General features: G+C 62.1%; 14 protein-coding genes. 5 read left to right on the top strand and 9 right to left on the bottom strand.

Features of this window, described 5'->3' with window-relative positions:
* Window position 1: 1 nt before the first annotated feature.
* The 4 genes from ACIQTW_RS17845 to ACIQTW_RS17830 are packed head-to-tail and all read right to left on the bottom strand — an operon-like array spanning window position 2 to window position 3,770.
* Window positions 2-1,468 (bottom strand): cation acetate symporter, encoded by a 1,467-nt coding sequence (locus ACIQTW_RS17845; RefSeq protein ID WP_402939630.1) that lies wholly within the window; start codon window positions 1,466-1,468, stop codon window positions 2-4.
* Complete coding sequence (locus ACIQTW_RS17840) at window positions 1,465-1,836, bottom strand: hypothetical protein (protein ID WP_402939627.1); 372 nt, start codon at window positions 1,834-1,836, stop codon at window positions 1,465-1,467. Before ACIQTW_RS17840 ends, ACIQTW_RS17845 begins: the two co-directional genes overlap by 4 nt.
* Complete coding sequence (locus ACIQTW_RS17835; protein ID WP_402939624.1) at window positions 1,833-2,552, bottom strand: LytR/AlgR family response regulator transcription factor; 720 nt, start codon at window positions 2,550-2,552, stop codon at window positions 1,833-1,835. The genes ACIQTW_RS17840 and ACIQTW_RS17835 overlap by 4 nt, the downstream gene beginning before the upstream one ends.
* Window positions 2,553-2,573: 21 nt before the next feature.
* Window positions 2,574-3,770: a sensor histidine kinase gene (locus tag ACIQTW_RS17830; protein ID WP_402939622.1), complete on the bottom strand. Its 1,197-nt coding sequence runs from the start codon at window positions 3,768-3,770 to the stop codon at window positions 2,574-2,576.
* A 208-nt stretch (window positions 3,771-3,978) separates the two neighbouring features.
* Here ACIQTW_RS17830 and ACIQTW_RS17825 point away from each other — a divergent pair, with 208 nt between their 5' ends.
* Both ACIQTW_RS17825 and ACIQTW_RS17820 read left to right on the top strand, forming a co-directional pair.
* On the top strand, window positions 3,979-4,359 hold the full coding sequence (locus tag ACIQTW_RS17825) for a DUF485 domain-containing protein (protein ID WP_017199418.1): 381 nt from the start codon (window positions 3,979-3,981) through the stop codon (window positions 4,357-4,359).
* Window positions 4,356-5,975, top strand: a complete 1,620-nt coding sequence (locus ACIQTW_RS17820; RefSeq protein ID WP_402939619.1) for a cation acetate symporter — start codon at window positions 4,356-4,358, stop codon at window positions 5,973-5,975. Before ACIQTW_RS17825 ends, ACIQTW_RS17820 begins: the two co-directional genes overlap by 4 nt.
* A 76-nt stretch (window positions 5,976-6,051) precedes the next feature.
* On the opposite strand, the gene ACIQTW_RS17815 is transcribed toward ACIQTW_RS17820, so the two are convergent.
* From ACIQTW_RS17815 to ACIQTW_RS17795, 5 genes are all read right to left on the bottom strand, one after another.
* Entirely contained in the window at window positions 6,052-7,071 is a 1,020-nt protein-coding gene (locus tag ACIQTW_RS17815; protein WP_402939616.1) for a PHP domain-containing protein, read from the bottom strand.
* Between the two features lie 73 nt (window positions 7,072-7,144).
* Window positions 7,145-7,750, bottom strand: coding sequence for a hypothetical protein (locus tag ACIQTW_RS17810; RefSeq protein WP_402939613.1), 606 nt, complete (start codon window positions 7,748-7,750; stop codon window positions 7,145-7,147).
* 43 nt (window positions 7,751-7,793) lie between these two features.
* Window positions 7,794-8,201: a DUF4383 domain-containing protein gene (locus ACIQTW_RS17805; RefSeq protein ID WP_011774231.1), complete on the bottom strand. Its 408-nt coding sequence runs from the start codon at window positions 8,199-8,201 to the stop codon at window positions 7,794-7,796.
* 129 nt (window positions 8,202-8,330) lie between these two features.
* Window positions 8,331-9,023: a hypothetical protein gene (locus ACIQTW_RS17800; RefSeq protein ID WP_402939608.1), complete on the bottom strand. Its 693-nt coding sequence runs from the start codon at window positions 9,021-9,023 to the stop codon at window positions 8,331-8,333.
* A gap of 147 nt (window positions 9,024-9,170) precedes the next feature.
* Window positions 9,171-9,641, bottom strand: a complete 471-nt coding sequence (locus ACIQTW_RS17795; RefSeq protein ID WP_017199423.1) for an Lrp/AsnC family transcriptional regulator — start codon at window positions 9,639-9,641, stop codon at window positions 9,171-9,173.
* 195 nt (window positions 9,642-9,836) lie between these two features.
* Between ACIQTW_RS17795 and pdhA the strand changes: the two genes are divergently transcribed.
* From pdhA to ACIQTW_RS17780, 3 genes are read left to right on the top strand one after another with little or no spacing between them, the layout of a single operon-like run.
* Window positions 9,837-11,006, top strand: a complete 1,170-nt coding sequence (gene pdhA / locus ACIQTW_RS17790; protein WP_402939605.1) for a pyruvate dehydrogenase (acetyl-transferring) E1 component subunit alpha — start codon at window positions 9,837-9,839, stop codon at window positions 11,004-11,006.
* Window positions 11,006-12,016, top strand: coding sequence for an alpha-ketoacid dehydrogenase subunit beta (locus tag ACIQTW_RS17785; RefSeq protein ID WP_402939602.1), 1,011 nt, complete (start codon window positions 11,006-11,008; stop codon window positions 12,014-12,016). Before pdhA ends, ACIQTW_RS17785 begins: the two co-directional genes overlap by 1 nt.
* Window positions 12,013-13,419 carry a dihydrolipoamide acetyltransferase family protein gene (locus tag ACIQTW_RS17780; protein ID WP_402939599.1) on the top strand — a complete coding sequence of 469 codons (1,407 nt, stop codon included), beginning with the start codon at window positions 12,013-12,015 and terminating at the stop codon, window positions 13,417-13,419. The genes ACIQTW_RS17785 and ACIQTW_RS17780 overlap by 4 nt, the downstream gene beginning before the upstream one ends.
* Window positions 13,420-13,461 lie beyond the last annotated feature (42 nt).

Below are 13,461 nucleotides of genomic sequence, written 5' to 3'. Positions count from 1 at the left end.
GCTATCTCTCCGTGGCTACCGGACGCTCCGGCACATGCAAGCGTGACATCACTCGGTTCACCGAGGCCGGCACGCGGTTCTTCGTCATGGTTGAGACGGTCACGGTCACCGCGAACGCGGCCGGGACGCTCCATGCTGCAGGCTGCGCCAACCACGCGGGTGCGTTGCCAGGGCCCATGAGGGTGCCCGCCACCATGGCGCCACCACAAAGAAGCGCACCAATCAGCATCCCCGCGATAGCGCCAGCATCCGTCAGCCCACGCCACCAGATCCCCAGGAGCAGCACCGGGCAGATGGTGGACGCCGTGAAGGCGAAAACCAAGCCAACGCTTCCCGCCAGCGCAAGCGTGTCAGTCATCAAGGCAAAACCTAAAGGCACGACGGCGGCGAGCAGCGCTGCGAGGCGGAAGCCCTTTACGCTTCCTCCAAAGAGATCCTGGCTGATGACGCCGGAAAGCGAAACTACCAGCCCCGACGTCGTGGACAGGAAAGCAGCGAAGGCGCCGGCCACAACCAGGGCGGACAACATGTCACCGGCCATTCCGCCTACAAACCTTCCGGGCAGCAACAAGACCAGGGCGTCGGCCTGGCCGGACTGCGCGAGCTCGGGCGCGAACATCCTTCCCAGGGCACCCGACAGTGTGGGGAACAGATAGAAGACGGAGAGCAGCCCCAACACGATCAACGTTGTCCGACGGGCCGATTGGCCGTCCGGGTTGGTATAGAACCTCACCAGGACGTGCGGTAGGCCCAGGGTTCCGAAGAGCAATGCCACCAGGAGTGAGATGTGTTGGTATGCCCCGGCTGCACTCTGGCCGGTGGGGTTGAGGGGGAGGGGTGCCTGCGGCTGTGCGCCATTGCCTGCCAGCACCAGAAGAACGAAGACCACAGGCACCGCCAAAGCGGTCAGTTTCAACCAGTACTGAAACGCCTGGACAAAGGTGATCGAGCGCATTCCACCTGCCACCACCGTGAGGCACACAACCAGAACCACCGCCGTCGAACCTACCCACGATGGCAGTCCGGTGGTAATCCGGATGGTGAGCGCCGCGCCATGGAGTTGGGGAACGATGTACAGCCAACCGACGGCCACCACCACCAGGCTCGTCACCCGGCGGACCAGCTTGGAGTCCAGTCGGGCTTCAGTGAAATCCGGAATCGTGTAGGCGCCGGAGCGCCGGAGGGGAGCGGCCACGAAGAGCAGCAGCATCAGGTAGCCGGCGGTGTACCCCACGGGAAACCAAAGCGCATCAGTTCCCGAGAGCAGGATCAGCCCCGCTACTCCAAGGAAGCTGGCGGCGGACAAGTACTCGCCGCCGATTGCGGATGCGTTCCACCACGGCGGGACAGTTCGCGAGGCGACATAAAAGTCGCCGGTGGTGCGTGAGATGCGCAGGCCGTAGAAGCCAATGACCGCCGTCGCGATGGAAACGGCCAGAAAAGCGAACAGGCCAACAGCAGGATTCACTTGTCCTCCACAAGGTCCTGGTAACGCGCCTCATTGCGGGCCGCGGCGCGATTGTAGAGCCAAGCGCTCAGTCCGATGACGGGGTAGATGCCCGCGCCCAGAACCAGCCAATCCAAGGGAATGCCGAAGATGCGGGTCTCGGTCACCCCTGGTCCATAAACCAGGAAGACTGCGATCACGGCCAGAATGACCAGGAACCCGCAAGCCACCACCAAGGCTAACCGCAGCTGGGAGCGGATGAGCGAACGGATGAAAATCCGGCCGGCATCGGAGTCCTCGGCAACTTCCCTCAGGTACGGCAACTTTCCTGAGGCCCCCGGTGTCGCCGTGGCGGATTGGCGCGGGGCCGTTACGCGGACGCGTGTCATCCCTGCGGCCGGAGGCGGGTGGACTGCAGCTTGTCCCTGACTGACGGCAGGTGCCTGCGGCTGATGGGCAGCTCGGCGCCGGCGACTGCCACGCTGGGCCCCGTTGCGGAAAGTTTGAGGTGCTGCACGTGGTTCAGGGCGATGAGATACGAGCGATGAATCCGGAGAAAGCCTGCGTCCGCCCACTTCTGTTCGAGATCGCTGAGGGGCACACGGATGAGGTAGCTGGCCTCGGCCGTGTGCAGTCTTGCGTAGTCGCCCTGGGCCTGCACATACGTGACGTCGTCGCGGCGGATCATGCGGGTTGTGCTGCCGAGATCCACCGTGATCATCTCCGGCGCGGGGGTTCCGTCCTTGATGAGCTCGCTGATGCGGTCCACGGAGCGGGAAAGCCGTTCCGCGCGCAGGGGCTTCAGCAGATAGTCGATTGCCGCGAGGTCGAAGGCTTCAAGCGCGCAGTCTTCGTCTGCGGTGACAAACACGACGGCGGGCGGACTGCTGCTGCGGGATATGGCGCGTGCGATGTCCAAGCCGGAGAGCGCCGGCATGTGGATGTCGAGGAAAACGGCGTCCACTGACTCTGTTTCCAAGGTCCGTAGCGCCTCTGCGCCGGACGATGCCCGGTGGATGGCGCCAATCCGCTCATCCCGGCCCAGCAGGAAGGCGAGCTCCTCCACGGCGGGCATTTCGTCATCAGCGACGAGCACGTTGATCATGATTAAAGACTAACCGCCGCCTCAGGCATCATGTCCGGGCTGCGATTTCGGCACCCGCATAGTGATCATGGTTCCTTCGCCCGGAGCCGTGTCGATGATGAGCCCGTGCTCGTCGCCGTAGACCTGTCGCAGGCGGGCGTCTACATTGCGAAGCCCCACGTGGACCCCATCCGTGTGCCCGGCGAGCACAGACCGCAGATGCTCCGGGTCCATGCCGACGCCGTCGTCCTCAATGGTCACCTCAGCGAACGCTCCGGAATCATTCGCGCAAATGGTGATGTGTCCGGGTCCTTCCTTGGCTTCCAAACCGTGCCGGACGGCGTTTTCCACCAGCGGTTGGAGGCTAAGGAAGGGGATGACCGTGCTGAGGACCTCCGGAGCGATCCGCAGGCTCACTTGGACCCGCTCGCCGAACCTGGCCCGCTCCAGCAAGAGGTAGCGGTCAATGCAGCGGAGTTCCTCCGCCACAGTAGTGAAGTCGCCGTGCCGTCGGAACGAATAGCGGGTGAAATCGGCAAATTCCACCACTAGCTCCCGGGCCCGGGCCGGGTCGGTGTTGATGAACGAGGCAATGGCATTCAACGAGTTGTAGATGAAGTGTGGGCTTATCTGCGCCCGCAGTGCACGGACCTCGGCCTCCATCAGGAGGGTGCGCGATGATTCCAGTTCCGCGAGCTCCAATTGCGCGGCAATCCAGTCAGCCACCTCGCTTGTTGCCCGCACCAGACCGGCCCCGGACGCAGGGGCAAGTGCGGCCACGGAACCAACAACCCTGGATCCAGCCCGGATCGGTGCGATGACAGCGCTGAAGTCCTGGTTGTGATCAGGCTTTGTGGCTGAGGGGTGCCCGACAGCCACCACAACAGTGCGGCCAGTGGTCAACACTTCCTCCGCGAGCCGCATCAATGACGGCCGGAGTTCCTCGGCGGCACCATCCCAGGCGAGCACGCCGTCCGTGTCCGTGATGGCCAACGCATCGCAGCCCAGCAGGGCCCGTAATTGCTTGCTGGCCTTGGCTGCGCCGGCGGGATGGAGGCCACCGCGAAGGTGCTGTCCCGCCTTGGAGGCTGCATGGAGTGTGTTGTAGGTGGCACGTTCGGCGTCCGTGCCAAGGTCGCGGAAAGAGCGGATCACTTTGAGGCCAACGCCCACGACGACGGCGACTGCCAGCACGATCACGGCGATCGCAGCTGCGGTGAAAAGCGGGGAATCAGGCATAAGGCCAGCGTAGCCCGACGCCCTGGTACGGTTGGCCCGCTCATCCTGATGCTCCCCTGCAACCACCGTTTGGCGCAACGTCGCAACCGTTGGGCGACGGCAGTGGACGATTCTCTGGAACAGTTACCGCCGGGCGTTCGATAGTGATTGCAGTCACATTGGCAATGCGTGCGGAGCTGATGTGGACACATCACAATCAGGAGGAACCATGGGTAATGAGGCCCAACCCCAGGACGCAACGGCGTCCGTGGACTTCCAGGAAGTCCAACAGACGGAACGGTTCAAGACACTGCGCAAGCGGCACCGCAGCTTTGTCTTTCCAATGGCAGTGGTATTCCTGCTCTGGTATTTCGCATACGTTCTCTTGGCCGACTACGCAGTCGGCTTCATGTCCATCAAGGTTTGGGGCAACATCAATGTCGGCCTGATTCTGGGGCTGCTGCAGTTCGTCACCACCTTCGGGATCACGGCCTGGTACGTGAGCTACTCCAACAGGAAACTGGACCCCATCGCTGCTGAAATCCGCAACGAGATTGAAGGCCACGAATTTGATAAGGACGGCAATGTGATCAGCGGGGCAGCCAAATGAACACCATCGTCCCGGCAGCAGTCAACGTCGAAGCGCTGAAAGACACCACGCTGCTCAACATGGGCATCTTCGCCCTCTTCGTGGCGGTCACCATGGTGATCGTCTTCCGGGCCAGCCGGAACAACAAGACCGCGGCAGACTACTACGCAGCCGGCCGATCATTCACCGGCTCCCAAAACGGCACGGCCATTGCTGGCGACTATCTTTCGGCCGCGTCATTCCTCGGTATCACCGGTGCCATTGCCATCAATGGCTACGACGGTTTCCTGTACTCCATCGGTTTCCTTGTCGCGTGGCTTGTCGCCCTGCTCCTGGTGGCTGAACTGCTCCGCAACACCGGCAAGTTCACCATGGCGGACGTCCTCTCATTCAGGCTCCGTCAGCGCCCGGTCCGTATCGCGGCAGCCCTGTCCACCCTCGCAGTCTGCTTCTTCTACCTCCTGGCGCAGATGGCAGGTGCAGGCAGCCTGATCTCGCTCCTGCTGGGCATCAGCGACTGGGGCGGCCAAGCCTTGGTGATCATCGTCGTCGGGGCCCTGATGATCATGTACGTACTGATCGGCGGCATGAAGGGCACCACCTGGGTACAGATCATCAAAGCCATCCTGCTGATTGCCGGTGCGGGGGTCATGACGGCCATGGTGCTTGCAATTTACGGGTTCAACCTCTCCAGCCTGCTGGGCTCCGCAGCTGAGGCCGCCAACAACCCGGCCATCCTTAACCCGGGCCTTCAGTATGGAAAGACCGAAACGTCAAAGCTCGACTTCATGTCCCTTGGCCTTGCCTTGGTCCTCGGAACCGCGGCCCTGCCGCACGTCCTGATGCGCTTCTACACAGTCCCCACGGCCAAGGAAGCCCGAAAGTCCGTTGTTTGGGCGATCTGGCTGATCGGCCTGTTCTACCTCTTCACCTTGGTGCTGGGCTACGGTGCAGCAGCCCTGGTGGGTGCAGAAACCATCAAATCCGCGCCTGGCGGCGTCAACTCCGCCGCCCCGCTGCTGGCCTTCCACCTTGGTGGGCCACTGCTCCTGGGCTTCATTTCGGCGGTTGCCTTCGCCACCATTTTGGCGGTGGTGGCCGGTTTGACCATCACAGCGGCAGCATCATTCGCCCACGATATTTACGCCAACGTCATTGCCAAGGGCAAAGCCGACGCAACTACCGAAGTGAAGGTAGCCCGACGCACCGTCCTGGTGATCGGAGTCCTGGCCATCCTGGGCGGCATCTTTGCCAATGGCCAGAATGTGGCCTTCCTGGTGGCTTTGGCCTTCGCTGTTGCAGCCTCGGCGAACCTGCCCACCATTGTCTACTCCCTGTTCTGGAGGAAATTCACCACCCAGGGCGCGGTCTGGAGCATGTATGGCGGCCTGGCTGCGGCCATCTTGCTGATCACGTTCTCGCCTGTGGTTTCCGGGGCCAAGACCTCCATGATCCCGGGAGCGAACTTTGCCCTGTTCCCGCTGAGCAACCCGGGCATCGTTTCCATTCCGCTGGCCTTCTTCCTCGGCTGGCTCGGCACGGTCCTGGACAAGCGGCGCGAGGATCCGGCCAAGCAGGCGGAGATGGAAGTGCGCTCGCTGACCGGTGTCGGTGCGGAGAAGGCAGTAGACCACTAATCGACACCGCGCCAACAGAACCAACAGAAGGCTCCTCCTGCGAACTGCAGGAGGAGCCTTCTACTGTGTGGGTCAGTCACTTCTTCAGTCTCAGCCACTCCTTTAGCTGCTCCAGCGGCCACGTGGTGACAATCCGTTCCTTCGGCACGCCAAGGGCTTCCGCCCGCTCCGCGCCGTACTGCAGGAAGTCGAGTTGGCCGGGGGCGTGGGCATCGCTGTCGATACTGAACAGGCAGCCGGCGTCGAGGGCCATCCTGATGAGGTTGTCCGGTGGATCCTGCCGCTCTGGCCGTGAGTTGATTTCAACAGCCACGCCCCAATCCGCACACTCTTTAAACACTTTGGCCGCGTCGAACTCAGACTCAGGCCTGGTACCCCGCGATCCTTGGACAAGGCGGCCCGTGCAATGCCCCAGGACGTTGGTATGGGGATCACTGATGCCGCCCAGCATTCGTGTGGTCATGGTCTTCTTGTCTGACCGAAGTTTGGAGTGAACGCTGGCCACCACTACGTCCAGACGGTCCAGCATGTCCGGTGTCTGGTCCAAGGTTCCATCCTCAAGGATGTCCACCTCGATGCCCTTGAGCAATCGGAAGCCGTCCTGTGCAGCATTGATGCCTTCCACCACGCCCAGTTGTTTCTCAAGCCGTTCGACGCTGAGGCCATTGGCAATGGTGAGGTTGGGGGAGTGGTCCGTCAGGGCAAGATACTCCCGGCCGAGAGTGCGGGCTGCGGCAACCATGGTTTCGATCGGTGAGCCGCCGTCGGACCAGTTGCTGTGGCTGTGAAGGTCGCCGCGCAAGGCGGCCCGCAGGGTGTCGCCGCCGGCGGCCAAGGATTCTGTTCCACGTTCACGCAGATCGGCCAGATAGTCGGGGGTACGGTCCTCCATGGCCTGCGTGATGACTTCGGCACTCCGGCTTCCGACGCCTTTGAGGCTGGTTATCCGCCCGCTGCTGACAAGCGTCGCCAGATCTTCCGGCGCAAGCTGCCGGACGGCGTCGGCTGCCTTGCGGAAGGCCTGGACCTTGAAAGTGGGGGCTTGGCTTCGTTCCAGCCAGAAGGAAATTTCGTCGAGCGCCTCGATGGGATCCATGGGTCCATGATCCACGAACCAGGCGCACCATCAACAGTGGGCATTGTTAATGGTGCGCCGGTCCAGTCGCCGCCTAGTGGTGGCGACCCGGTTCCAGGGCGGGATTGGAGCCCTGGCCGTTGTTTCCGTCCGGCGACTGGCCGTGTTCGCCATGGGGGACGGCGTGCTGCCCGGCCATCGAGGCTGCCAGGCCGGGTGTTGCCACTGTTGCAACAACGACGGCGGCTCCGAACGCGGCTGCCAGAAGCCGCCCGGTCCTTGGCTGGCCGTGGGCGCCGCCGTCGTTGGTCTTGTGCTGCCGCCTAAGCCAGCCCGCTCCGGCTAGCGCCATGAGCGTCAGGCCGAGGGCGGCGAGGTGGCTCACGTCAAGTGAGCGCTGGGTGGAGACGCTGGCCGCCATGACTGCGACGTGGGCCGCGGCAGCCACTGCCAAGGCTGGAACGGCATAGCGGGCGAAGGTGAGTGAGTTGCGATGCAGCCCCCACAGAGACCAAGCCAGGAAGGCCAAGCCAGCCGTGAGGGTTGCCACACCGGCGATGACCAAACCGGGCGTCACCGAGTTGGTGCCGGTGAGATACCCGGCGGCAAGGGAAAGTTCGACCATCCCGGCCGCCATGGCAGCGAAGTACACGAACAGCAAGGTGGCTGCCTTCAACGTGGGGTGATTTCTGCTTTCCATGGCTCCCGCCGTCCTTTCGCTCTTAGTGGCGCGTAGTGGGTGATCAGGCGCGGGCGGAAGCTACGGCGGCCTTGTCCTGGGACAGTGCGACACCCAAAAGGACCACTGCACTGGCAAGGTGGAGGACGTTGTCTGCCCCGTTGAGGGCGATGATGTTCAGCGAGGAACCCACCAGGAAGAGCCCGAGGATACCTACTAGGAGGTAGACGCCTCCTACAGCCGTGTTCACGGACTTGGACAGTGTCACGCTGTTCATACCGGCGTAGAGAAGGGCGGCGCCGATGGCCAGGTGGATGATGTTGTGAAGCGGATTCACTGCAAAGATGATCAAGTTGGCGCCCTCGGTGGCGAAGAAGCCTATTCCCGAGGTGACAAAGAATCCGAGCACGCCTACCAAGAGGTAAACGGCTCCGAAGATGGTGGCGATCAAGCGATTGGGCGAAGTACGCATTGGTCCGAACCTTCCGGTGATGGCCGGAAATACCGGCCGTCCTGCTGAGCCCCGGGTAGGGCTCTCAGGAAGTGATTCGGACCATTCGCGCAGGTGGATGGGTGGTGGGCAGGATTATTTTGCTGCGACTTAGGGGCGCAAGCGGATGCTGCTCATCTTCAGGTCGTTGGTGCCCTCGAAGATGTATTTGAGATCTATGGTCTTGCCGTCACATTGGAGCTTGCCGGCAAGGTCAGCCTTGTTGTTTCCGTTCTCCGAGTTCACGTTCACGGAGTTGTAGTTTGGTTTGCATGTGCTGTCCAGTTCAAGGCTGGCAATGCCATCCACGAACGATTGTTTGTCCAGTTCATCCTTCAATGGCTGGCTGAGGTAGTTGTCGTAGGCCTGCTCCGTTTGGCCTGACACCACCAGATTAGTGAATTCGTCGGCAAGGGATCTGGCCTTGGAGGTAGCGTTGCCCACCACGTTGACGAGCACCAGTATGCCTATCACGGCCAGCACGATAACTCCCGCCACAACGCTGAGGACGATCCACAGCGCTTTCCGGCTCTTTTTCGGCGGCTGCTGGCCATATTGCCCCGGGGAATATTGACCTGGCGGGTATTGGCCCTGCGGATAAGGATTTTGGCCCTGAGGATAGGGGTTTTGGGACTGGTCCGGCACGCCATATTGCGGGTTGCCCGGGGGAGACGCGGACGACGGCGGCTGTTGCCACTGCGGGGAACTGCCGCTCTGTGGGGGGTACCCGGGTCCCGGCGGAACCGGCGGCGGGTTGTACCCGGGTTGGTGATCCGGCTGGTTTGGTTGTTGCGGATTGCTCACGGTAGTGCCCCTTTCGGCAGCCTTCGGCAGCGCCACCACCTGGCCGGGGACCTCTGGACGGTCCCCGATGCGTCCTCTTGCATCAAATCGCAAGTCCGCTTCCCCGGGCAAGAGTTGGCCAGCAATAACTGCAGGTAAGAAGGGAACTCAGGCCTCGGCGCGTCGCCCCAGCAATGGTTGTACCCGGTAGGGGATCATCTCCCGCATGGCCAGTGCTGTGTCTGTCCGGTCCACGCCGTCGCAGCCGAGGATCTTCCCGTTGATGCGGTAAAGGTCCTCCGCATCCAAGGCCACAACCCTCAGTAACAGGTCCGCGGATCCCGTCAGGCCGAAACCTTCCAGAATCTCAGGGATATCTGCCAGATCCTGGGCAAGTGAGGCCAGTTTCTGCTGCTGCACATGGACGGTGATAAATGCCGTCAGCGGGTAGCCGAGGGCTACCGGATTGATCCTCCGCTCGAATGACAGGAATGCGTGCTTCTTCTCGAGCTGGGCCATGCGGGCCTGCACTGTATTGCGTGACAAACCCAGCTTTTGCGCCAATGCCACCACCGTCCCGCGGGGGTCCTTGGCCATGGCGGAAAGAAGCCGGGTGTCAGTGCCATCCAAGGGTTGCATAATGCGCAAGATTAGCACGGCCCGGGAGCCCAAAACAGGGCATAATGCTCAACTTCAACGAGGGCAGTTGTACCTGATGCGCGTTGTGAGTAGGGTCACAATTAACTCCGGCGAAGGTGCCGGAGGGCCGGTCTGCGACAGGATCACAAGTCCCGCCAGCGCCGACGAAAACGAGCCGGAAGGTTGCGATCACCTGTGTTAACGGATCAGGCGGGCAAGGGAGTGCACCATGACACTCCACGCCCAGGACATAGTGCACAAAATCCCTTGAGGACTGGCGGCGATCTGCTCCAGTTGGTGTCGCCGGACGGCGAGCGCATCAGCCACCCCGAATTTGATATCTGGGTCAAGGACATCGGCGATGAGCAACTGTGCTCCTTGTATGAGGACATGACGGTGATTCGCCGCATCGATGCAGAAGCCACGGCATTGCAGCGGCAGGGAGAGCTCGCATTGTGGCCCCCGTTGCTGGGGCAGGAAGCCGCCCAGATCGGTTCAAGCCGCTCGCTGCTGGACGATGACTTCGTCTTCCCCAGCTACCGGGAAAGCGGCGTGGCCTATGTGCGAGGCGCCCACCTCTCCGAGATCGCCCGCGTATGGCGAGGCAACGCCTCCTATGGCTGGGATCCCCTGCGCATAAATCTTGCGACGCCTCAGATCATCATTGGTTCGCAGAGCCTGCACGCCACCGGCTATGCCATGGGTGTCCAGTTGGATGGCGCCAACACTGCGGTCCTGGCCTACTTTGGGGATGGTGCCACGAGTGAAGGCGACGTGAACGAGGCCATGGTGTTCGCCGCGAGCTACCAGGCTCCCGTGGTGTTCTTCTGCCAGAACAACCATTGGGCAATATCCGAGCCCGTCCGTGTGCAGTCCCACGTTCAGTTGGCTGACAGGCCCACCGGATTCGGTATCCCGAGCATGCGGGTTGATGGCAATGATGTGCTGGCTGTCATGGCTGCGACTCGTGTCGCCTTGGACCGGGCTCGGAAGGGCGGCGGACCTACCTTCATTGAGGCGGTCACCTACCGCATGGGTCCACACACTACCGCTGATGACCCCACCCGCTATCGTGACCCGATCGAGCTGGAGGATTGGGCTGCCAAGGATCCGATCCTGAGGCTGCGCAAGCTGTTGGAGGCCAAGGGCCTGCTGACCGTGGATGTTGAAACCCGCGTGAAGGCAAAGGCTGATGCGGTGGCCGCGGAACTTCGGTCCAGCTGCATCAATATGCCGGACCCACAGCCGTTGGATGTTTTCAACCACGTCTACAGCACCCCCAATTCCTGGATTGAACGCCAGAAGGACCACTACTCGCGCTACCTGAACAGTTTCAACCAGCCGGTCGAGGAAGGTGCACTCTGATGTCCAAACTCACTTTTGCCCGCGCCATCAATGCCGGCCTCAGGAAGTCCCTCGAGAACGATCCCAAAGTAGTCCTGATGGGAGAAGACATCGGTTCGCTCGGTGGCGTTTTCCGCGTCACGGATGGGCTGCAGAAAGATTTCGGGAAGCACAGGGTCATCGATTCCCCGCTGGCTGAGTCCGGCATTATCGGCACCGCAGTTGGCTTGGCCTACCGTGGCTACCGGCCGGTGTGCGAGATCCAGTTCGATGGTTTCATCTACCCGGCGTTCGACCAGATCGTCAGCCAGGTAGCCAAGATGCACTACCGGACTCAAGGGCGTGTCAAGATGCCCATCACCATTCGTGTTCCGTTCGGTGGTGGCATCGGATCGCCGGAGCACCATTCCGAATCACCCGAGGCGTACTTCACACACACCTCCGGCCTCCGGGTTGTAGCTGTATCAAATCCGCAGGATGCCTACACCATGATCCAGCAGGCCATCGCGTCCGATGACCCCGTCCTCTACTTCGAGCCCAAACGGCGTTATCACGACAAGGGTGATGTGGATGAGACCCTGGACCTTTCCACTGCACTTCCTTTGGACAAGGCTGTCGTGGCGAGCCCCGGTTCTGATGTCACGCTGGTCGCCTACGGTCCACTCGTCAAAACGGCCAAGGACGCTGCCATGGCCGCGGCCGATGAAGGCATTTCCGTGGAGGTCATCGATCTTCGCTCCCTGGCCCCTGTGGACTACCCCGTCGTCGAAGCTTCTGTCCGCAAGACCGGTCGGCTGGTTATCACCCACGAGGCCGGCCAATCCGGTGGCCTTGGCGCCGAGATCGCTGCCAGCATCACCGAACGCTGCTTCCACTACCTCGAGTCGGCTCCCGTCAGGATCACCGGATTCGACGTTCCGTACCCTTACTCGAAGCTCGAAATGCACCACTTGCCGGACCTGGACAGAATTCTTGACGGCGTGGACCGCGCCCTGGGCCGCCGCAACTCCCTGAGTGGACTGGAAGGATGACCGCCACCATGATCAAGGAATTCAGGCTGCCGGACCTTGGCGAGGGCCTGACCGAATCGGAAATCCTGAGCTGGAAAGTGGCGGTGGGGGATACGGTGACGCTGAACCAGGTCATCGCCGAGGTCGAAACAGCCAAGGCCGTCGTCGAGTTGCCCTCGCCCTTCGCAGGAGTGGTGGCTGAACTTCATGAGCAGCCCGGCACCGTGGTGGAGGTTGGCAAGCCGATCGTTTCGTTCGAGGTTGACGACGCAGGCTCCTCCAATGGGGGCAGCGCACCTATTGCTGGTAAAGCGTCTGCTGGGACGGGGTCCACCGGTGGCGTATCCGCTGGTGACCGCGCGGCCGTCGTCGATGGGGTGGGGAGCCCCGCGAAACGTGAGCCGAACCTGGTGGGATACGGCGCCGTCGTCGAGCATTCCGGCCGCCCAGCGCGGCGGGCACGCGGTCAGGCCCACGAAACGAAGTCTCCAGCCCCGGAGGCACCGGCGGCCGCCGAGCTCGTGGTGTCACGTCAAGCAGAGCCCGAAACCTCTGAGCGTCCGCGCTCAACCCCGCCGGTCCGGAAGCTCGCCCGTGACCTTGGGATCAACCTGGAACTCGTTCCCGGCACCGGACCGGGCGGGCTCATCACTCGCGAGGACGTCCAGAACTTCTCCACTGCAAAGCAAGCTCCAGCCGAGGTCTCTGTTTCTGCACAGGGTGAGCGGGAAACCCGAACGCCCATTAAGGGTGTTCGCAAGTTCACGGCCGCCGCTATGGTGCAGAGCGCGTTCACTGCCCCGCACGTGACGGAGTTCCTCACGGTGGACGTCACGGCAACCATGGAATTGCTGGCCAGGCTCAAGGGCAATAAGGCATTCGAAGGCTACAAGCTGACACCGCTGACCATCGCGGCGAAGGCGGTCCTGGTAGCGCTGCGGAACAATCCGTCGCTGAATTCGCGGTGGGATGAGGCCAAGCAGGAAATTGTCCAGTTCAATTACGTGAACCTTGGCATTGCGGCTGCAACGCCTCGCGGCCTGACTGTCCCGAACATCAAGGACGCGGACCGGCTGACGCTGCGTGAGCTCTCCACGGCGCTGACTGAACTGACCGATACGGCGCGGGCAGGAAAGACGTCGCCGTCGGAGTTGTCTGGTGGCACCATCTCCATCACCAACATCGGTGTGTTTGGCATCGACGCCGGAACTCCCATCCTGAATCCGGGCGAGGCCGCCATTGTGGCCCTCGGCGCTGTGCGGAAGGCGCCGTGGGTTGTTAATGACGAACTCGCCGTTCGGCAGGTCATGTCGCTCAGCCTGTCCTTCGACCACCGCTTGGTGGATGGGGAACAGGGTTCACGATTCCTTGCGGACCTCGGCTCAATTTTGGCCGACCCCGCCATGGTCATGACCATGATCTGACGCCTATGAAGCTGCGCCGGCCCATCCCTTTACGAGTGCTTG

Source organism: Paenarthrobacter sp. NPDC090517 (assembly GCF_044769165.1).
Lineage (GTDB): Bacteria > Actinomycetota > Actinomycetes > Actinomycetales > Micrococcaceae > Arthrobacter.
Note: the sequence above shows the minus strand (reverse complement) of the source record. Positions and strands in the feature narration are given on the sequence as shown.